Origin of the sequence: Pokkaliibacter sp. MBI-7 (genome assembly GCF_029846635.1) — a bacterium.
In the GTDB taxonomy this organism is placed as follows: Bacteria; Pseudomonadota; Gammaproteobacteria; order Pseudomonadales; family Balneatricaceae; genus Pokkaliibacter.
This window is the reverse complement of the sequence record NZ_JARVTG010000002.1, coordinates 2,159,951-2,178,785: the sequence shown is the minus strand read 5'-3', so window position 1 is coordinate 2,178,785 and position 18,835 is coordinate 2,159,951. Positions and strand designations below refer to the sequence as shown.

28 protein-coding genes and 1 pseudogene are annotated in these 18,835 nt (G+C 55.1%); 10 read left to right on the top strand and 19 right to left on the bottom strand.

The annotated features are described in order from the left end of the window. Positions 1-81 precede the first annotated feature (81 nt). Positions 82-522 carry a LysE family transporter gene (locus QCD60_RS29720; protein WP_279791033.1) on the top strand — a complete coding sequence of 147 codons (441 nt, stop codon included), beginning with the start codon at positions 82-84 and terminating at the stop codon, positions 520-522. A gap of 332 nt (positions 523-854) precedes the next feature. Then, positions 855-1,115 carry a multidrug efflux SMR transporter gene (locus QCD60_RS29715; RefSeq protein ID WP_347950294.1) on the top strand — a complete coding sequence of 87 codons (261 nt, stop codon included), beginning with the start codon at positions 855-857 and terminating at the stop codon, positions 1,113-1,115. 253 nt (positions 1,116-1,368) lie between these two features. Here the strand turns inward: QCD60_RS29715 and QCD60_RS29710 are convergent, their stop codons facing one another. From QCD60_RS29710 to QCD60_RS29700, 3 genes are all read right to left on the bottom strand, one after another. Continuing rightward, the gene (locus QCD60_RS29710; protein WP_279781181.1) at positions 1,369-2,301 is read right to left on the bottom strand and encodes an IS5 family transposase; all 933 of its coding nucleotides are present in this window, start codon (positions 2,299-2,301) and stop codon (positions 1,369-1,371) included. A 74-nt stretch (positions 2,302-2,375) separates the two neighbouring features. After that, the gene (locus tag QCD60_RS29705) at positions 2,376-2,630 is read right to left on the bottom strand and encodes a hypothetical protein (protein WP_279781179.1); all 255 of its coding nucleotides are present in this window, start codon (positions 2,628-2,630) and stop codon (positions 2,376-2,378) included. Between the two features lie 20 nt (positions 2,631-2,650). Next, complete coding sequence (locus QCD60_RS29700) at positions 2,651-2,848, bottom strand: conjugal transfer protein TrbL (RefSeq protein ID WP_279787856.1); 198 nt, start codon at positions 2,846-2,848, stop codon at positions 2,651-2,653. Between the two features lie 107 nt (positions 2,849-2,955). On the opposite strand from QCD60_RS29700, the pseudogene QCD60_RS29695 reads away from it, so the two are divergent. Both QCD60_RS29695 and QCD60_RS29690 read left to right on the top strand, forming a co-directional pair. Then, positions 2,956-3,887: pseudogene (locus tag QCD60_RS29695) on the top strand (IS5 family transposase). Between the two features lie 393 nt (positions 3,888-4,280). Then, on the top strand, positions 4,281-4,898 hold the full coding sequence (locus QCD60_RS29690; RefSeq protein ID WP_279781177.1) for a recombinase family protein: 618 nt from the start codon (positions 4,281-4,283) through the stop codon (positions 4,896-4,898). A 377-nt stretch (positions 4,899-5,275) separates the two neighbouring features. On the opposite strand, the gene QCD60_RS29685 is transcribed toward QCD60_RS29690, so the two are convergent. Continuing rightward, the gene (locus tag QCD60_RS29685; RefSeq protein WP_279781174.1) at positions 5,276-5,842 is read right to left on the bottom strand and encodes a hypothetical protein; all 567 of its coding nucleotides are present in this window, start codon (positions 5,840-5,842) and stop codon (positions 5,276-5,278) included. Between QCD60_RS29685 and QCD60_RS29680 the strand changes: the two genes are divergently transcribed. Then, positions 5,841-6,104 carry a hypothetical protein gene (locus tag QCD60_RS29680; RefSeq protein WP_279781172.1) on the top strand — a complete coding sequence of 88 codons (264 nt, stop codon included), beginning with the start codon at positions 5,841-5,843 and terminating at the stop codon, positions 6,102-6,104. The two genes, QCD60_RS29685 and QCD60_RS29680, sit on opposite strands and share 2 nt — an antisense overlap. Positions 6,105-6,195: 91 nt before the next feature. Here QCD60_RS29680 and QCD60_RS29675 read toward each other — a convergent pair whose 3' ends face one another. The 5 genes from QCD60_RS29675 to QCD60_RS29655 form a co-directional block, all read right to left on the bottom strand. Beyond that, positions 6,196-7,746 carry a conjugal transfer protein TraG N-terminal domain-containing protein gene (locus QCD60_RS29675; protein ID WP_279781170.1) on the bottom strand — a complete coding sequence of 517 codons (1,551 nt, stop codon included), beginning with the start codon at positions 7,744-7,746 and terminating at the stop codon, positions 6,196-6,198. After that, complete coding sequence (locus tag QCD60_RS29670) at positions 7,743-8,114, bottom strand: hypothetical protein (protein WP_279781168.1); 372 nt, start codon at positions 8,112-8,114, stop codon at positions 7,743-7,745. Before QCD60_RS29670 ends, QCD60_RS29675 begins: the two co-directional genes overlap by 4 nt. Before the next feature lie 5 nt (positions 8,115-8,119). Continuing rightward, a complete protein-coding gene (locus tag QCD60_RS29665) occupies positions 8,120-9,499 on the bottom strand; it encodes an integrating conjugative element protein (protein ID WP_279781166.1) in 1,380 nt (459 codons plus the stop codon). A 40-nt stretch (positions 9,500-9,539) separates the two neighbouring features. Then, positions 9,540-10,442, bottom strand: a complete 903-nt coding sequence (locus QCD60_RS29660; protein WP_279787855.1) for a TIGR03756 family integrating conjugative element protein — start codon at positions 10,440-10,442, stop codon at positions 9,540-9,542. An 83-nt stretch (positions 10,443-10,525) separates the two neighbouring features. After that, positions 10,526-10,987: a TIGR03757 family integrating conjugative element protein gene (locus QCD60_RS29655; RefSeq protein ID WP_279781164.1), complete on the bottom strand. Its 462-nt coding sequence runs from the start codon at positions 10,985-10,987 to the stop codon at positions 10,526-10,528. A 170-nt stretch (positions 10,988-11,157) separates the two neighbouring features. Here QCD60_RS29655 and QCD60_RS29650 point away from each other — a divergent pair, with 170 nt between their 5' ends. Both QCD60_RS29650 and QCD60_RS29645 read left to right on the top strand, forming a co-directional pair. Then, positions 11,158-11,406 (top strand): type II toxin-antitoxin system ParD family antitoxin, encoded by a 249-nt coding sequence (locus QCD60_RS29650; protein WP_279781162.1) that lies wholly within the window; start codon positions 11,158-11,160, stop codon positions 11,404-11,406. Then, positions 11,403-11,702 (top strand): type II toxin-antitoxin system RelE/ParE family toxin, encoded by a 300-nt coding sequence (locus QCD60_RS29645; protein ID WP_279781160.1) that lies wholly within the window; start codon positions 11,403-11,405, stop codon positions 11,700-11,702. The genes QCD60_RS29650 and QCD60_RS29645 overlap by 4 nt, the downstream gene beginning before the upstream one ends. A gap of 127 nt (positions 11,703-11,829) precedes the next feature. On the opposite strand, the gene QCD60_RS29640 is transcribed toward QCD60_RS29645, so the two are convergent. The 8 genes from QCD60_RS29640 to QCD60_RS29605 all read right to left on the bottom strand — a co-directional run bounded on the left by QCD60_RS29640 (position 11,830) and on the right by QCD60_RS29605 (position 15,867). After that, positions 11,830-12,228 (bottom strand): type II toxin-antitoxin system VapC family toxin, encoded by a 399-nt coding sequence (locus tag QCD60_RS29640; RefSeq protein WP_279781158.1) that lies wholly within the window; start codon positions 12,226-12,228, stop codon positions 11,830-11,832. Further along, positions 12,225-12,491, bottom strand: a complete 267-nt coding sequence (locus QCD60_RS29635) for a transcriptional regulator (RefSeq protein WP_279781157.1) — start codon at positions 12,489-12,491, stop codon at positions 12,225-12,227. The genes QCD60_RS29640 and QCD60_RS29635 overlap by 4 nt, the downstream gene beginning before the upstream one ends. Positions 12,492-12,576: 85 nt before the next feature. Then, a complete protein-coding gene (locus QCD60_RS29630) occupies positions 12,577-13,041 on the bottom strand; it encodes a hypothetical protein (RefSeq protein ID WP_279781154.1) in 465 nt (154 codons plus the stop codon). A gap of 66 nt (positions 13,042-13,107) precedes the next feature. Further along, positions 13,108-13,779, bottom strand: coding sequence for a ProQ/FINO family protein (locus tag QCD60_RS29625; protein WP_279781152.1), 672 nt, complete (start codon positions 13,777-13,779; stop codon positions 13,108-13,110). 64 nt (positions 13,780-13,843) lie between these two features. Then, positions 13,844-14,191, bottom strand: a complete 348-nt coding sequence (locus QCD60_RS29620) for a hypothetical protein (protein WP_279781150.1) — start codon at positions 14,189-14,191, stop codon at positions 13,844-13,846. Between the two features lie 34 nt (positions 14,192-14,225). After that, entirely contained in the window at positions 14,226-14,660 is a 435-nt protein-coding gene (locus tag QCD60_RS29615; protein ID WP_279781148.1) for a hypothetical protein, read from the bottom strand. 209 nt (positions 14,661-14,869) lie between these two features. Further along, a complete protein-coding gene (locus tag QCD60_RS29610; RefSeq protein WP_279791030.1) occupies positions 14,870-15,469 on the bottom strand; it encodes a hypothetical protein in 600 nt (199 codons plus the stop codon). Between the two features lie 98 nt (positions 15,470-15,567). Beyond that, positions 15,568-15,867 (bottom strand): hypothetical protein, encoded by a 300-nt coding sequence (locus tag QCD60_RS29605; protein ID WP_279791028.1) that lies wholly within the window; start codon positions 15,865-15,867, stop codon positions 15,568-15,570. Between the two features lie 179 nt (positions 15,868-16,046). Here QCD60_RS29605 and QCD60_RS29600 point away from each other — a divergent pair, with 179 nt between their 5' ends. Further along, positions 16,047-16,403, top strand: a complete 357-nt coding sequence (locus QCD60_RS29600) for a carbon storage regulator (protein WP_279787842.1) — start codon at positions 16,047-16,049, stop codon at positions 16,401-16,403. 103 nt (positions 16,404-16,506) lie between these two features. Here QCD60_RS29600 and QCD60_RS29595 read toward each other — a convergent pair whose 3' ends face one another. Beyond that, complete coding sequence (locus tag QCD60_RS29595; protein WP_279787843.1) at positions 16,507-16,710, bottom strand: hypothetical protein; 204 nt, start codon at positions 16,708-16,710, stop codon at positions 16,507-16,509. A 228-nt stretch (positions 16,711-16,938) separates the two neighbouring features. Between QCD60_RS29595 and QCD60_RS29590 the strand changes: the two genes are divergently transcribed. Further along, complete coding sequence (locus QCD60_RS29590) at positions 16,939-17,265, top strand: hypothetical protein (RefSeq protein ID WP_279791026.1); 327 nt, start codon at positions 16,939-16,941, stop codon at positions 17,263-17,265. 19 nt (positions 17,266-17,284) lie between these two features. Here the strand turns inward: QCD60_RS29590 and QCD60_RS29585 are convergent, their stop codons facing one another. Beyond that, complete coding sequence (locus tag QCD60_RS29585; RefSeq protein ID WP_279791024.1) at positions 17,285-18,217, bottom strand: hypothetical protein; 933 nt, start codon at positions 18,215-18,217, stop codon at positions 17,285-17,287. A gap of 213 nt (positions 18,218-18,430) precedes the next feature. Between QCD60_RS29585 and QCD60_RS29580 the strand changes: the two genes are divergently transcribed. Next, positions 18,431-18,730 (top strand): hypothetical protein, encoded by a 300-nt coding sequence (locus tag QCD60_RS29580; protein WP_279787847.1) that lies wholly within the window; start codon positions 18,431-18,433, stop codon positions 18,728-18,730. Positions 18,731-18,835: the final 105 nt, after the last annotated feature.

The following is an 18,835-nucleotide window of genomic DNA, read 5'->3' as shown; positions in this document are numbered from 1 at the left end:
TAATAGTTTAGAATTATCATGATGTTAGGGTGGTTTTTTTTTGGTTTGTAACTCACAAAGATACAGTTAAGGATGATTGCAATGGATGCTATTAATTACCCTCTAATCTTAGTGGCAGCATTAGCTGCGATAGCGAGTCCTGGGCCTGCGACATTAGCTATTGCTAGTGCATCAATGAGTCATGGTCGAATTTACGGCTTAGGTCTAGCTTGTGGCGTGCTCACTGGTCGCTGTTTTGGTCTTGTAGTGCAGGCGTTTGTTTGGCGGCACTGCTCAGTTCAAATGTTTGGATATTTGAAGTCATACGGTATTGTGGCGCTGCTATTTGATTTATTTGTCGTTGAAATCTTTACGTTCTGCCGTCGGAAAAAATCTACATTGACATTAGTTCAAAGTCATTCAACAACGCTGACCAATATTTATTTCAAAGGTTTACTTATTCACCTGACTAATCCCAAAGCCAATATTGTATTTCGCCTCTCTGTACTCCATCGGTGTTCCTGCAACTGCGCAGGTTTCTGATTTGGTGACAGTGATATTGTCTGTTGGAATGTTGAGTTCCAGTGTCTTTCTTGGTTACGCTGTTCTTTTCTCTAACCATAGAGCGAGAAATATCTATCTAAAATCGAAAGTCATGTTTGAATGTACGTTTGCTGCTTTTTTTGGTTTTGCTGGAATGAAAATTTTGACGGGTGATATTGTTAGGTAGTTCTTAACATACCTGTATTGGAAGACGACTTCCCCCGTTTTGGGAGTGATCTGCTGGACGACCTAGCCCTGTTATTACTTGGAGGGGCTATGCCTTGGTTCTATCTTCTCATTGCTGGATTACTTGAAATTGTCTGGCTTACACAATGAAGCAATCTTACGGTTTCACTCGACTTATTCCATCGCTCATAACTATTTTTGCAATGATGGCAAGTTTTTGGTTACTAGCGATTGCTATGCGCTCTATACCTCTTGGAACGGCGTATACAATTTGGACAGGGATTGGTTCTGTCGGTGCATTCCTTGTTGGAGTTTTGTGGCTAGCTGAACCTGTTAACGTTTTGAGAGTTATCGCAGCCGTACTGATTATTATGGGGCTTATTTTAATGAAACTATCAAGTCTCTAGGTACCATCAATTCATGCAGCAAAATCGACCTTTGTAATCAACATCGGGTTCTGGGTTAACTGACTTTTCCATACTATAAGTTATTCATGACTTACTAATTTAGCAAAATCACTGAAACAGATATGTCCCAGAAACAAGTTACAGCTTCACCATAATCGGTTTGATGTATGTGAAAACGCGGGCCGGTACACCATCACCGGGCTTTGTTGCATAAATAGATGTCAGCATATAAGACCCCTTACCCCAGATGATCTTATGGTATGCGCACCGTCATCGGTGTCCCGAGCCGCGTAAAGCGATTCAATATTGCCGCCCGCACCTGAAGCTCGGCGACCTGCCGGTCAAAATCCCTTGCCATCACGCGTTCACCCAGCCGCTTGAAACAGTGCATTTTGGTTTCCACCAGACTACGCCGATGATAACCGCTCCACTTCTTCCAGAGCGTCCGGCCCAGCCGGCGGGTGGCCCGCAGAATCTCATTCCTGGCAGAGGCCCCCGGGCGATTTTCCTTCCACGGCTTCGCATTCTGGCGGGTGGGTATCACCGCCTCTGCCTCTCGCCGGGCTATCGCCTCATGACAGCCTCGCGTGTCGTAGGCACCATCTCCACTGACAGACGCTATCTTCTCCTCCACCGGTATCTGACTCAGCAACCCGGGCAGCATCGGTGCGTCCCCCACCGCATTGTCGGTCACCTCAATAGCCCGGATTTCCAGCGTGTGCGCATCGATGCCCAGATGCACCTTGCGCCATTGGCGGCGGTAGTCCGCACCGTGCTTTTTGGTTTTCCATTCCCCTTCGCCCAGCATCTTGATACCGGTGCTGTCGATCAACAGATGCAGTCCGGTCGTGGCTGGGCAGCAAGGAATCACGACCTGCAGCGACTTCTGGCGCCGACAGACGGTGCTGTAGTCGGGGGTTGGCCAATCCAGCCCTGCCAGTTTAAGCAGGCTTTGTACCATGCCCACCGCCTGGCGCAGGGCCAGGTTGTAGAGGCATTTAATGGTCAGGCAGAACTGAATGGCTGCATCGCTGAAGGTGGGCGTACGTCCTCGCTTCCCGCACGCAGAACCGTACCAGTTCATGTCACGGTCGAGCCAGATCATCAGCGATCCACGCGCTTTGAGCGCGGCGTTGTAGGACTTCCAATTGATGGTCTTGTACTGAGGTGAGGCCGGTTTATTCATGCCGTCATTCTACAGCATGGGACTCAACATGATTTGTGCAACAAAGCCCCATCACCGGCCCGTGTGCTTTCTAACTACTTGCGTCGGCCAAACGGCCAATACCTCATTTTGTCGATTCGCTCGACCGATCTCGTCATGTCCTTATAAGCACGCCCGGCCAGCTTGTTTTGGAATACCTCCATTTTGTCGGCAATGGCTTTCATCTTCGGGCCGTGCCCGGTTTTGTGCAGCCACTGGCCCAAAAAATAGGAGGCCACTATCACAATGAACATCACTGCGAAGAAACCAAATACCTCTGCAAGGTTTTGAGGTGGAAAGTTAAACTCCATAATCAGTAATCCTTACTTAGTTAGGCCATGCGACCTTTTTTAACAAAACTGGCAACCTCTTCGTTGCGCTCCTGCTGGCGTTCTTGGGCATACGAAACGTAGTCCTCAACGTCGAAGGTGTGATTTTCCGGGTCGCGCTCTTGCCATTCTGCGTGTGCTTGACGGGCTTCTTCCTGGTCCTCAATGGATAGACCATCAAAGCCGCCGGTTTGATTCATCCAGCCAGTGCCGCCACCGCCTAAGCTATCGTTGTCAAATGCAGGGGAAGCCTCGTCAAGGCTTTGTTGCACAAATCATGTTGAGTCCCATGCTGTAGAATGACGGCATGAATAAACCGGCCTCACCTCAGTACAAGACCATCAATTGGAAGTCCTACAACGCCGCGCTCAAAGCGCGTGGATCGCTGATGATCTGGCTCGACCGTGACATGAACTGGTACGGTTCTGCGTGCGGGAAGCGAGGACGTACGCCCACCTTCAGCGATGCCGCCATTCAGTTCTGCCTGACCATTAAATGCCTCTACACCTGGCCCTGCGCCAGGCGGTGGGCATGGTACAAAGCCTGCTTAAACTGGCAGGGCTGGATTGGCCAACCCCCGACTACAGCACCGTTTGTCGGCGCCAGAAGTCGCTGCAGGTCGTGATTCCTTGCCACCCAGCCACGACCGGACTGCATCTGTTGATCGACAGCACCGGTATCAAGATGCTGGGCGAAGGGGAATGGAAAACCAAAAAGCACGGTGCGGACTACCGCCGCCAATGGCGCAAGGTGCATCTGGGCATCGATGCGCACACGCTGGAAATCCGGGCTATTGAAGTGACCGACAATGCGGTGGGGGACGCGCCGATGCTGCCCGGGTTGCTGAGTCAGATACCAGTGGAGGAGAAGATAGCGTCTGTCAGCGGAGATGGTGCCTACGACACGCGAGGCTGTCATGAGGCGATAGCCCGGCGAGAGGCAGAGGCGGTGATACCCACCCGCCAGAATGCGAAGCCGTGGAAGGAAAATCGCCCGGGGGCTTCTGCCAGGAATGAGATTCTGCGGGGTACCCGCCGGCTGGGCCGGACGCTCTGGAAGAAGTGGAGCGGTTATCATCGGCGTAGTCTGGTGGAAACCAAAATGCACTGTTTCAAGCGACTGGGTGAACGCGTGATGGCAAGGGACTTTGACCGGCAGGTCGCCGAGCTTCAGGTGCGGGCGGCAATATTGAATCGCTTTACGCGGCTCGGGACACCGATGACGGTGCGCATACCATAAGATCATCTGGGGTAAGGGGTCTTATATGCTGACATCTATTTATGCAACAAAGCCCTGCTGATGAAAGAAACCTTTATCATGGTTGTCGATTTCGAGCTATCCAATTAGAAGGCATATCGTCTCTTTCGAGGCTATTCATGGTTAGGCGTGAGCTTTCACTTTCTTGAGCATGTCATTTCATTTTTCTTCGGCACCGTTTGGTGAGAGCGCTCTCCAATATCAGAATCAGAATTTATAGCTCGATGTAATACAGCTCTAGCTCGCGAGCAAGATAAGTGTATAAAAAGGATCGTTTTCGGACCCCTCTCAAACACCCTGTCCTAAAATTAGCCTTTCCCTATTTTGTACACGCCGTATGATACGAACACTGATTTCGTACATGTAGGTGCACGTATGTCCCGCATTTTCGTCTATGCCCGTGTCAGCACTGCTGACCAACATACTGATAACCAGATACAAGAAGTTGTTGCGGCGGGCTTTGCTGTAAATCAACGGCGGATCGTAACAGAGCACATCAGCGGCAGTGTAGCAGCGCTTGAGCGTCCGCAGTTTGCCAGACTGCTGGATCGCCTGGAGCCCGGAGATATATTGATCGTGACCAAGCTGGATAGGCTGGGTCGCAATGCCATGGATGTTCGGGCCACCATAGAACTTCTGGCAGAAGATGGTATCCATGTTCATTGCCTGGCATTGGGAGGTGCGGATCTGACCAGCCCTGCAGGCCGGATGACGATGATGGTGATGAATGCGGTCGCGGAGTTTGAGCGAGATTTGCTGATAGAGCGCACTCAGGCAGGTCTGGCAAGAGCGCGTGCCGAAGGGAAGAGGCTAGGGCGCCCACCGGCATTGAGTGACGAAGATCAGGTCAAAGTCATTGACCGCTTAGCGGCAGGAGTGTCTGTCGCTCAGGTGGCACGAAATTTTGGGACTACCCGGCAGTCGATCATGCGGATCAGGGCAAAGCAGTTGGAGTATCACAACATGGGGCAAGATCTATCAGGTGGAGCTTGAGAGCGCTTGAACGACATAGGGTGTACTACCCATAAATGAAAAAAGGTGGAGCTATAAGCTCCAAGTACTACGACAACATCAAATGTTGAAGGGCTAGCCGCTGCCTAACCTTCCCACTACTTGCCCTTTACAGGCTGACCATGGGGGGTGCTACGCGGGCCTCATCTGGATTTAAAGAGCGGGGAGGCTCAAACACACTCTGTAGCCTAATAATGAAAAAAGCCCACAATTATGTGGGCTTTTTTCAAAACTTGGAAGGTATGACATTTCCGCTCTAATTGCGTGGTGTGAGTGACCTTCACACAAACAATATATCGTTGTTTTGTTTTGTGGTCAAATTTGGTCAAAGCACTCAAAGATAAAGCTGCCCTGTGTGCCTATGGTTGGCTCTTCCAAATCAGAAGACCTTCTGCTTCCCATTTCTGGACTGGATCAGGACCCTCTTTGCCATACATTGACGTGACTAAGTTGTAATACTGATTACGACCAACCTGCTGGTTTTGCCTGATAGGGATGATGACAGGAGCGCCGCTTTTTATCTCAAAAGTCACAACGACAACGCTATCGATCAATGTCTGCTTGGCAGGTTTGAATAGGGCCATTGGAGCGTTTTGTATAATGGTTGGAAGCTGCTGGATCATACGTGTGGGGATACCATGATCAAAGCATATCTTGCTTATAATGCTGCTTTTGACTGCCACAGGTAAGGCAGGAAAACCTGCATGAGTGAGCAGGTATTCAGGAGTATCACATACAAGCAGTAACTTCTCATGCTGCGGAGCTTCATGCATCTCTGACGTGATCAGAGCATCAACTAATGTTGCAAAGTTGTTCAATACAGCCCCCGAAAACCCAAGAAAGGAATCAGCAAAGGCCGAAACTTTACATCCCGTACATTTTGTATTCAACTTACCCCCACCACAGGCGTACAAGGAGAGTCCCATGCCCGCCCACACCTCAGCCACCAAGGCCGGCTTTCTGCAACGTCTAAAAGATCGGCGTTTCCAGATACTGCTGGCCAAACAATTGATGCTACTGATCTATAGGGTGTTTGCGATTACTGTGGGGGTACTCACGGCGGGGTTTGTTCAATTTATGGCCGTGGGCACCAGTAGTGAGGAAAGCGATGATAGCCTGCACAGAACAGGCTATCGTCATGGTCCAGAGGGTGATGGGTACTACAGTGGTAGCCAGAAAATCGACTAGAACCACGCAGAATGGCACTGCCAAGTAGTACCATCCTGATAGTAGTTCGTAGTTCGTAGTTCGTAGTTCGTAGTTCGTAGTTCGTAACTGCTTATGCCTGCCCCTTGTCTCCCTTCGATTTTCCTTTTCCAGTTATCTGCTGGAAGAACTGAGCAGCCCCTTTTCCCGCATCCCCTGCCGACTTAGTTCCTGATCCCATACCATCAGAAATCAATGCCATCTTATATCCAGCCCAACCCATCGCAGCCAGGAAGAACGCTGGCCATACCAGAAACATGGTGACCGTCACAAAGTCACTGACCCAGTTGTCAAAGTCATCAGCCAGGTAACCCAACAGGGAACCGTCACTGGGGCTGCTGTAGAGGATCTCCACCAGTTTGTTGTCCACGAACCGGGCCAGCTCCCACCAGAAGGTCATAAAGACCAGCGCGCAGTAGGCGAGGGTGATCGACATCAGCGTGGCAAAGCTATAGCTACCCATGACCATGACGATGGGCATCGAGATGATCAGGGCCATCATCAGCATGCTCTGTACCATGGGCAATGACGTTTGCACCAGATACATAGCAGGCATGACGGTGGCAGTCGCAACACCCATACCCACCGCTGCCGTGGCGGTTTTCAGGGCTGCGACGGGCGCCCCTACAACGCTTCCCCCTTCCGACTCAGAATAGCCATAGCTTCTGAAGGCACGCCCTGGCCGCTCCATCGTGGTGGAGGACATCAGGGTACGCAGCAAGTCTTCATCGGAGACACCGATCGCGAAGAGCTGTTCCAGCAGATCGTCTGTCAGCTCCGCTTTCGCGCGCGCGGCCAGACCGACTTTGCTATCACTCCACCACTGTTTACAGGTGGGATAGCCACCGGCCCCGGTATTGGGCAGGGCCACGTCCCTTGCCGCATCATACGGAAAGTTGGGGTTAGGCAGACTGGCATGATGGGTGTCGTAGTAGCCCGGCGTAGTCAGAAAGTAGTTCGAGCCAACCCAGTCCACGTCACGCAGCTGCTCTTCGTTGAACTTGTAATAGTCCGCACGCTTCAGGTTTGTCAGGCGTGACTTGGATACGGCAAAGCAGTCCCGCGCAAAGTCACCCAGTTCTGCAGCCAGGCCTCCAGAGATATATTCCTGATTCAGTTCGTACTTCACTTGCCGGAGGTTGATCTCACAGGGGATCGAGGCAATCGCGGGGTAGGTGATCATCTTGGCCACGACATGCCAGCTCCACCACCAGAAAGGCACTTGAGGCGTCATACCGTTGACGCTGGCAAAGCCTGTCGTCCAGGCATTTTCACCGCCTGCAGGTTTGCCCTGATCACTCATGGAGCATTGTGCCGAATGCAGGTTGTCTGCGTTAGGGGGATAGACGACCTTGAGATTAACGTTAATGAAGGGCTGCAGTGCAATCAGGATCACGATGAGCGCCTGATACAGATCGATCTCAAGGTTGTTCAGCCCCAGTGCGCCCTTGTTACCCTCATCGGCACCCTGACGACGCATTTCTGCAAAGTTGCTGTAGACCATAAACATCAACGGGATCGCAAACACCCCGGAGTCAGAGAGCACGGCCCATATTTTTTCGCTGATATACCAGCCCAGCAGCACCATGGAGTATTCCAGGTGCGAGTCCACGGCCATGATCATGCCGCACCTCCTACGATCTGAATCAGGCGGATCACTTCAACGGCGGCGATTATGCTGACGGCACGCCAGCCAAAACGGCGCACCTTGGCCGCGCCATGACGCTCTGCCATGTAGTGATGGCTGGTACGCCACATCCAGTAGAAGCCCCCATACAGCGGTATACGCCACAGATACAGCCAGGGGCTGAGCCGGCTCCACCACTGACTAAAGTGCTCCAGTTGTTCGGTGTGGTTCATGCTAAAGCGAGCCAGTACCAGCAGGGTGGCAATGCACGCTACCAGGATGGCCACTGCGATCAGCAGCTTCCTGGTCAATGTCAGTCCACGCTGAGCCAGCTGCAACATCTGAGGGTTATGCCAGAGTTTCATATCCATCATTCCTCATCCTTCGGGTACAGACCGGGTGCGGTATTAGGTAAGGGACGTGCATTGGTACCTTCATTGCTGGTACGACGGTCAGCAGTACGGGTCAGTGAGGTGAGTGCGGTGTTCTCGGCCAGCATTTTGCGGATCTCCATTTCCTGTTTGAGGGAGCCGATTTCCCGGTCCAGCTGATCCAGGCTGCTATCTACAGCGGTTTGTAGCTCATCGGAGTTCTGCACTTCAGGAATACTGGCACCGGCGACGAGGGCACGGCGCATCAGGATGGCTTTGTCCAGTACCCGCGACAGTGCCAACTCACCGGACAACCGCTGTACCAGCAGGGAGCGTTCAGGGTCATCCCGTAAGCTGTCGATGATGGAGCGTGAGACCTGCAACAGTTCGCCCCCGGACACTTTGGCCAGGTTGTCATTGGTCACCTTGAGCGAGCCACTGGCGAGGCCTGCCAGGGTGGTGGCAATGGAGTCCTGGGCCTCGGCGACCATCGGAATCAGCCCCGTACCGGCTTTACCCGCCACTTGTTCGCAGGTGGTGCAGGTGGTCAGGGTTTTCTCACCCAGCACCTTCACCATGTCGTCAGCCAGTTCGGCAGGAGAGCTCCAGACCTGACACATCGAGCCACCGGCACAGGATTCACTCCCTGTCGCATGGGAGAAGGTGCCCGTGTCGGTGACGGTACGGTTGGTCAATACGTTGGCACCGGCCACTGCCGTATCACGGATGACTTTAATGGGATCCTGGCCCTTACCACCTTTACGGGCACCGCCTACCCACTGAATGCCCTCATCGCCGCCTTTACTCTCGGCCTGCTCCTTGGCCTGTACGGCATCGGTTGTGGAGGCTGCTGCCCGCTGGTAGGCATCGGCCTTGGCTTGCTGGGCCAATCGAGACCCCATGACCACATCGGTCATATCGGAGGCCATGCTCTCGCAGGTGAGCTTGGCAGAGTCGAAGGACAGTTTGCCTTGCAGTACGCCATTCTGCAGCAGGTCATAGAGCTGTGGATTGCTGCGCTGAATGATCATGGCCGGCAGTGAAGCCACGGCGCCAGTCGCGGCATTAATCACGTTACTCATCAACGACTTGAAGCCGTTAGTAACGCCGTTCAATTGGTTCTGTACCGTTGCTCCGAGATCAAAATTGCCGCACATGAGGTTGGCATTCCAGCCGACCCCCAAGCCAATGGAGTTGGGCGTCTTCCGGCTTGCTGGGCCTGCAATCACATTGCCGCCGCCAATGGCGTAATACACCGAGTCATTGAGCACTTTGTCATGCACATCAAACCCGTAGTCGGTGTCTGCACCAGCCAAACCACTGCCCATCACTGCACCCGTCAGGCCGACGGCCAGGGTCACGGTTTTTACTGCCTTCACTGCACCAGCCCTCTTTATCCTTACGTTCATTGCTGCTCCCTCACATGAAATCCGTGTAACCCAGGAAGGTTTGCCCTCGCCGCTGACAGCAGCTATAGGGGCGCCACAGCGACCAGACATAGCCGCCGTTCTCACTCAGTCGGTCGGAGTAGGTGTCAGATGGGAAAATCGCGCAGGTGTACTCCAGCTTAGGAGACAGCTGCTGCCACTTGTGGGTTTTCTTATCCCCTTCGGTGATCGGGCCGGGTGGCCAGTAGCCATCGCGACTGGAGGCCGTCAGCGGGGTATAGACGTGCATCTGCCCGGAGCGGGTGACCAGATCGCCTACGCGCTGGGCCACGACAGCCCCTGCTTTGTAATCGTGGGTCTGGATCAATGCGCCGGCACGCGGATAGACGCTGCCCCACATATCGCCCGTCTGGCCGACTTCACGCTGTCCGGGGATCAGCGCTTCAGGGTAAACAGACTCAGGCACACCCCAACGCCAGGCCAGGGTATCCAGGGTGGAGACGAAGTAGGGGTAAACAGGAGTGGCACTGGTTGAACAGGCATAGCCTGACTGAGAGGCCAGATTAGAGGCGATATAGCCGCCCGGATGACCGATGGCATCTGCACTCTTGAAGCGCACCTTGCTGTGTTCATTGGCATGCCGGCCATGGGTATCCCCACCACCTTCCGCTCCTGGGAGCGGGACACCAACAAACGACATCTCAGACCAGGGGTTATCCCCTGGGTTGTTGTACGCCGAGACCACCAGATCCGGCACGTAGTGCCTAACCTTAACTGAGGTCCGCACTGTGCAGCCCCACCAGGTGCAGAACAGCCAGTAACAGACACCGACTACCCGGTACTCCACACAATCCGGCGCCATGGCTGACTGGGTGATGGTGGCAGTGGTAATGGCAAAAGTCGGTGTGGTCACTAGGCAGAACGACATCGCCATGCTGCGCAGCCGCTTTTTCCATGACAGCGGTACCGGGATGGCGCGGGGGGAAGAGGCCACCACGGGCAAGGTATCGGGCACCGTCATTGGCCACCCCCGGTGCGCTGCTGGATCTGAGCTACTGCGGCAGCCACATCGGTCTGGCCATAGACGACATAACGCCCACCCACCACCACGGCAGGCACTTTCAGCACCTTCAGTTCATGGGCGCGCACGACACCGGCATACGCTGCCTGCAGCTGCTGCTGGAATTGCTGGCCGGCAGGGCCTGCTAATCGCTGCTGCACCACTGCAGCGGCCTGTTCAGGGGGCTGCGGCAGGTTCGCGGAAAACGACTGTTCCAGCCGCGCGGGTTCGTCCAGATAAGCCACGCGAGTCTGTGCCATGAGTGTCGGCGGCACCGTGACGGGCTGTGCATGGACGGTGAAAACCTCAATGGAGGGGGGAGCAGATGGTGAGGGCGCAGCGGCCCAAACCGCTGCACTGACGATGGCCAGCACACCACCGGCCCATGCTGCTGTTTTGCGAAGATGGATGGGAAACATACCTGACCCCTTGAAGACTGAAACTCAGCCGACAGCTTCGAGAAGAAAAGGTAAAAAATCCGCAGTTAACTCTTGCTGGGTGTCAGAGGGTTAGCTCAGGCTGCGCCAGGTGGTGGACAGTCCCCGTACACCCACCTATTGTAAGTATATTTCTTACAGGAGGCGGCGTGATGTCTCGCACTATTACTTTCCAACCCAGCCCGGAGCTCGGCGAGTTTATTGACTCGCTGATCCAGACAGGCAGCTATAACACCCAGAGCGAAGTGGTCAGAGCAGGATTACGACTACTGCAGGAGCAAACGGCAGCCTCTAACCTGGAACAATTGCGGCGCCTTATTGATGAAGGTGAAGCCAGTGGGAGTCCGATGCCATGGGACGTTGACACTTTTCTGCAGAAGATGAGAAAGCCATCGCCATGACGGATAAGACATTCAAGGTATATCCCAAGGCCGAAGAGGATCTGACTCGCATCTATCAGTACACCCAGCAGGAATGGGGGGCACAACAGGCCGAAGCGTATATCAGAACACTCCATCAGGGATTGATGGTCATTGCCAGTAACCCTGCCTTGGGACGCAACCGTGATTACATTCGTCCGGGGCTCAAGGCTTACCATACGGGATCGCATATCGTTTTCTATAAATCGACCCCATACGGTGTTGCTATTGTGCGTGTTCTGCACCAGGCCATGGACTATGATCGGCATTTCAACTGACAGGGTGGAACCTTGCGCATCGCCTCACTATAGTGGAGCTCTGCTTATCAGGAGAGCAGCGCAAAGCCGGGATCATCGTCAGATGTCCCGGCTTTGTGTTTTTAAGGAGGGGAGGAGCAAGAAGGTATTATTTAAGTCGCTGAGTGGTATGACCCAGTTGCTTCAGCAGATTGACTGCTTTCTTGTCAAAGGAAACAAAAGTATTACCACCTTGAAGCCGCCCATCATAAGCAATGATGCCATCGGCAAAATCTCCCCCTGCGTCAAAAAGCTGAAGACCTGCTTCGACAGCTGATTTATTGACCACGACGTTTGCGGTATTCATCAATTGACGGATGACTGACGCAATATCGGTGCGCGCAACCTGATAGCCTCTGCCCAGAACCCAAACGAGCTCACACAATGAGTGCAGGCTAATCACCACAGAACTGGCCTGGTTAAGTGTCTGTATGGCCACCCTTGACTGATGTAGATCATCCTCTGTCAAAAGACGCACCAGAACATTGGTGTCAGCGGTAATGTTCATGCAGGCGTGGCCCCTGCTTCGGCAGAAGCCTCTCTGATGACGTCATTCATTTCTTCTACAGAGAGAACGCGTCCATTGGTTTTGCCTTTGAGAAAGCCTTGTAGAGATTCAAACGTATTTTTGGGGGGAAGGGCTTTGATATTGGCCCGCCCTTCAGAGAGCAGCTCCAGCTCAACTTTGTCACCGGGCTTGAGCCCTAAATGGCGGAGCACTTCTTTATTAAAAGTGACCTGGCCTTTGGCGGTAATTGTCAGCGTAGCCATGGGATGACCCTCCAAGTGGTATAGATACATGGTAAGGCATATCTGCCTTACCATCTACTATGACCAATACGGGCTATCGTTCAACTCAGCTCACCACACGAAACTGCTGCCGGCGCTGACTGGCCGTATTCTGCAGTTCAATACAGTGGTCCACCATGCGCCCCTCACTGTCCGTCAGCAGGCATCCGGCATCACGTAAGATATTCAGGTGAGGCTTCATCAGCGGTACAGAAGGGTAGACCTGCCATACACGCAGACCATCACTGCTGGCCATATTGATATGGAGTTGCTGAGGATGCCCATAGCCGGCATCAGAGGAGGGATACACCGAACGGGGAGCATGGCGCGCTGCCTGATAGTCCTGCCAGCGGTCTTTCAGCACGATGCCTGCAAGGATCGCTACCAGGTTAAGCAGGCCAAACAGCAGCAGATAACCACCGACCTGTACATTGAGCCCCAAGGTGGCGGCCAGCACGATCCCCAGCCCCATCCAACCAATACCGCGCAGACCTGCCCAGTAGGCCTGCCTGATCATGCGTCCTGCTTTCATTCTGATCATCCGTATCATGGTGTGCACACTCCGCCGCCGATAACGGCTATTAAGTGTGCTAAAGCGTTATTCGGTTTCCGTGACAGCAACAGGTGCCGTGGCCTGATCACCCTCGTCCGGCTCCCCGTTGTCCTCACCGCCTTTGATGTGCTTCAGTGTGGCTTCCGCTGTGGCTACGCGCCCGGGCAGCTGGTCAGGCGCAATGGCGCGTCGCGTGGTGACATCGTAGCCGAAATGGATCACCAGCCTGGCTGCAGCCAGTTGCCGCGCTTCCTCGGAGATGTCGCCAGCAGCTCCCTCCAGCGGCTGACCGTCCAGCCCGATACGACGTGCTCCTTTCCAGACCGCGATCAGATAGTGCCGGCGGCTGGTGTAGGCCTTGAGCGCAGCCCGCACCCGTTTCAGTGACACCCCCATCGCCTCAGTCACCACGATGGTCCGGATCTGCTCACCCACACCGATCCCCAAGGGTTGAGCTGGCTCCGGCAGGCAGTCGGGGAAGTGTGTACGCACGATCTCCAGGCTGGCCTGAGCATAGGTTTTCGGTTTTTTGGGCTGACTGGCAGGAGGAGGTGTCACCGGCGCCGCTGCGGGTGGACTGGCTAAAGGCGTACTGACAGGGGGCTGTTCATTTGTACTCGGTATGGCCACAGCGGGTGTGGAGGGAGCCTCCACCGTGTCTGCAGCCACTTTACGCTTCAGACTCAACTTCGGGCGGGAAGGCGGGGTAGTCATCATGAGGTCCATCGGTTTCGTGTCAGGGTTCGTCCAGGGCACAGCTTACCGTAAAAGGCCGTCCCCTCTACAGACCATGCAGGATCAACTCCTTCGGCACATATCCCAGCTGCAGCTGGTGTGAGTGTGGCCACTGTCCACAGAGCACGGTCACTGAATCCCCTTCCTGCTTGAAGGGGATCATATCCACCGGAGGATGGGGCTCACAGCGCCCCTCCAGATCCGGGACGACCTTCACCCCCATCATATTGCCTACCGGAATCGGTGCTATCAGCAGGCTGTAGTGGCCTTCGCCGTAGAACTCGGCCACCTCCTGACCCCGACGGTAATCGACATAACTGTCTGCACTGATCCATGCCAGTAACATCATCGGTACCATGACGAACAGACTGGCGCGCTTCATATCGTGCTGCATAACGGGGGACGTCCTTGTAACGGGTGATCCAGGATCACGGTTGGGAATCGATCAGTACCGGCTCGGCCCAGTACAGAATCTCTTTCATCTGTTTTTGTACCTCGGTGGTCAGCTGGTTGGCCTCCTTCAGCACCGCCATCTGGTATGCCATCCAGCGCTTATCATCTTCACAGGCCCCCTCCCGCACCTGACCGGCGATGGCCACCGCCTTGCGTCGGGCCTTGGCCTCCATCTGTCGAATGACCATGCAGGCCTCCCGCGCGCTCTGCATCACCTCATCACTCAGTAGCATTTCACCGTCATAGATACGCTGGAGCGTCAGTGCACGGTCTCTCAGCACCGACAGTGCTCCCTCACACTCACGGTACAGGTCCATGACGACATCGGTGGGGTTGGGTTCAGCGGCATCAGTCGTCAGGTCATCCATATCGAGGGACACGGATAGTGGTTGAGCAATAGCCGATGGCATAGCGAACTCCTTCTCGATTGTTTTTGTTATGGCCAGAAAGTGATCATTGAACACAATGCGCCTGAATCGATATAGATACCACCCCAGTGGGCGTCATTGAACTGGCACAAGGGACAGCCGCCTTACCGTTTGCGTGCCCAAAACAACACTGCCAGGATCAACCTGGCAGTGAGATCAGATAGGCCGATCAGGGATCCAGGCCTTTACACTTAGCCCAGCGCCTTTTTGACACGGGCTTTCAGTGCCGACTCCAGCTGACTGACATTGGCACCGGCAGGATTACGATACGTCATGGTCAGGGCCGCTTTGCCTGAGCCCAGCTTGTCGATCACCATATCCAGCACAATATCCTGACCGCTCACGGTCGCATCACTGCGCATGTGATAGGTCACACCCGGTGTGGCCTCATAACGCCATCCAGCGTCCTGCATTCTCATGCGGGAAGCCAGGTCGCCACGGGCAGCTCTCAGCTCTTCCGGGGACTGAAAACCAAACTCCCGTTTCATCCGAATAAACACCAGATCCACATCCTGATTCACGGCCATACTCACGACATGGCGCCCTTCGGAATAGGGAGCGTTGTTCGGGGCGCCCAGGCCGATGCTGCGCGGACCACTGTTATCCGTGGTGGTCCCTGAGCTGACGGACACAATCCCAAACGGATCCTTGATTGAACAAGTAACGCAGCTGCCGTCCTTGGTATACAGATCGCAGCCGGCTAACAACCCCACCGATGCCAATACCATCACACCCACACCTGCCTTTACCCTGGCGGTTATCCCCACGCTGCACTCCTTATTGATTGTCATTGAATACACCAGTTGACCTGCCACAGCCGACTGTCGCTGTCAGTGCTTGCCACTGACATCCCCCTGTACCTTACTACTGACGCTGTACTGAGACCGAGTTACTGAGGCCGGTTGGCCATTTCCTGCTCGGTCATGTGCCCTATGGCCATATCGATAATGTTGCGGCAGCCACGTCGCTTGGCCGCCTGATAGGCCTCCTCAAGCGCCACTGTTTCCGACGTGGCCAGCACGGTGACATGCACCACACCCGCTGCCACATCAAGTACCGAACAAGGATACTCATGCCGATAATCCGGCACTGGCCTGTTGATGGAATTGACCGCACCAGCAGCAGGTGGCGACGTGCGCTCACCAAACAACGGCACCACCACACCGGGTCCACCGGGGCGCTTGTTCACAGTTCTCTCCTTATTCGGTTCATGGCCCGGATTCATTCCAGACCGTTTCAACATGCCCTCCACCGCATTGACAGGGCAGGGCAACCTTTCAACAATACCCAAGCCAGCCTGCCACCTACTGGAAACAGGCGAAACAGCAGGTGGCAGGCTGGCAATCTACTGACTCCAGGATGGAACCGATGTCCCACGCTTTTCATGCCCCTACTGCCCGGATGGCCTTCGGCCTTATCCGCTACCTGATCGCCATCAAGCAGCGCCCGTACTTTCAGCAGACCCTGCTCAAAGCCCAATGGCATGGCCACCTGATCCTTAACCGGAATCGCGGTGAGCGCATCGTCCTCACCCAACCCGATGGCCACCAGATCATCCTGCTTGTCTACGATGTCAAAGACACCGAGTCGCAGCAGCAGGTATGGATCGGCATAGAGGCACCGCGCCATATCGCCATCCGGCGCCCCGAGTGCTACGCCCACCGCAACAGGCAATACCTGAGTCGCCTGGCCCGCACCTTCTGCCTCGACTCAACCATCGACTGACTGCTTCAGCCTCTCAGAACCGCTTCCAGTCATTTCCACACAAAAACTGCCTCAGCCCTTCTACTATCACGAACTGCCACAGCCAGGCTGGCCTGCCACTGATTCAGCCAGCCTTGTACAGCGGATCAGCACCAAACACTTCTTCGGGCGCCTCTGGCCACTCGGCCCGGATGACATCAAACTCTCCCTCCGACCAGCAGCGCAGAAACACCAGTCCGTCATCCCCTGACCCCAGCTGCAACGCATACTCAATCGCGGCCACCGCAGCCACCACCGGCGCTTCCGCTGTCTCCCTCATCGAGGTCATGCCTTGTTCTCCTTCACCCTGTCACAGACGGTATGCCGCCATCCTGCCAAAGCCCATACGCTGCCACAGCAAACAACCCTCACCGCCCCGAAGAGGGTTTACACGCGCCGTGGCCATCATCACCCCTGCGACCAAAGGGGAAGAGGGTGAGAGGGTGGTGGGAACTGCACTGCAACAATATGATACTCAGCCGTTACATATGTTACACATTCACCACCGGACGGACCCATGTCACCGAACACCGCACACCCTGCCAGCCCACTGCAACAGGACGCACAGGACTACACCACCTACCAGGACTGCCTGGAGGTACTGAAGCAGACAACGCTTTCACGGGGAATTTACTGGGCCAGCGGATGGTTGCTATTAGCCCTGGTGATACTGGCCAGAGGCGTGCTCTGCGATACAGACGGCGTTAACCTCACCAGCTTCTTGAATGAAGGCAGTATCGCCTTAGTGCTGCACGGGGTGGCCATAGCTCAACTGATCAGAACCTACCTGCGTATTACCGAACTGGAGCTACTGCCCAAAGAACAACTGTGCCAGCAGTGTTGAGCGTCACCACCGGGGCAACTCACCCGGTCTGACAGATCAATCCCTGCGGAATCAACAGATCAAATACCTGCTGCTCAAGGCCGCACTGCAACCCCAGATTGACCATGGCCAGTGCCGACAGACAGATATAGGCTTCCTCCTCATCCCGGCCACTGCACAGCGCCCATTGATAATGCACAGCCAACTGTCCCATCAGACCGGCATTAAAGGTGTCCTGATCCTGGTTCAGTATCCCCAGCAGCGCCCAGGCCATGTTCACCAGCCCCTGATAACAGCCGGACAGGGCAGGATCCTCCGGCAGTTGCCCCATGCCCAGCTGCAGTACCTGCCGGGCTATGTCCGCATAGCCCGCCAAACAGGCAGCCATGGCCTGCAGAATACTGTCAGCCATACCATCCAGCACCGGTACCTGGCGCGTGAGGCGAAGGGGACAGGTCGGGTACTGCTGCAGGATCTCCTCCTGCAGATCACGATCACCCGCAGCCAGCGCACATACCACCAGACGAAGGACATCACAGGCCGTCGTCCCCTGTATGAGCACCGGGTCATCATCCGGCCTTTCCTGAGCCATGCGCAGCGGCTGTAAACCATACTGACAGGCCCGTTGCCAGTAACAGCGGGCCATCTCACAGTCTCCCATCAATGCAAAGCCGGTCCCCAGCGTTTCTGCATCCAGCGACGTGGCCACATACAACACCTCCGGCACCCCAGGTTCCAGTGCTGCACGGTGCCGGATCAGCCGTTGCTGAGCCTGACGCAGCCATTGTGTTAGCTGACTGAGAGTAGGGGAGAGACGCAGAATCCCCGCCCCCTCCGGTGACGCTGCAGACGACATTGACCCGGCACCGTCCAGCGACAGCGCCGAACGCATCCAGGCAGACAGAGAAGGAGAGGGATCACCAGCCTGAACAGCGGCAGAAGGAAAGACGAAAGCAGAAGACAAAGACACCATGACCCTCCTTGGACATCGTGAAGAAAGCACTGACTCAACTGGACTACACCAGTCATCGAAACGATTGCTAATTAAGTAAACAAGAACGTCCACCAGTTCCGGTTCATTACAGGGTCATGTAACCCTCTGTGCCATAGCGAGAGTTTCCCATCGCACAGCCCCGCCTGTTTGCCCACACTGCCCACATCCACCCCCATCCCCGAGGAGACCACCATGTCCGAACTGGACCAGGCCCAACGCAATCCCGCCACCCTGGCAGATCCGCCCCTGGCACCGTCCTCACCGCCCAGCCAGTGCTGCGACGACCCCCTGCTGTTTGCCATGCGCGATAACTACCACGCCTTTTCCATGCCCCTGACCACCATCATGGGTTGTGTGGCTATCGCAGAGGCCCGTGGCATCCTGCCACCGCTACCCGAGTCCTGGTGGATCGAAGTGCAGAACCAGTATCACTGGCCGGTACCACAGTGGCGCCAGGCTGGCCTGGCCTCACTGGCGCCGCCCACCCCCTGACCACCAATAACAAAGGGTGACGTGCTCACACACCGTCACCCTTTGCTGTCCCCTCCACGTTATCCTGCCCCTCACGATGCTCTGTCAGCCTACCGACTGCCGCAG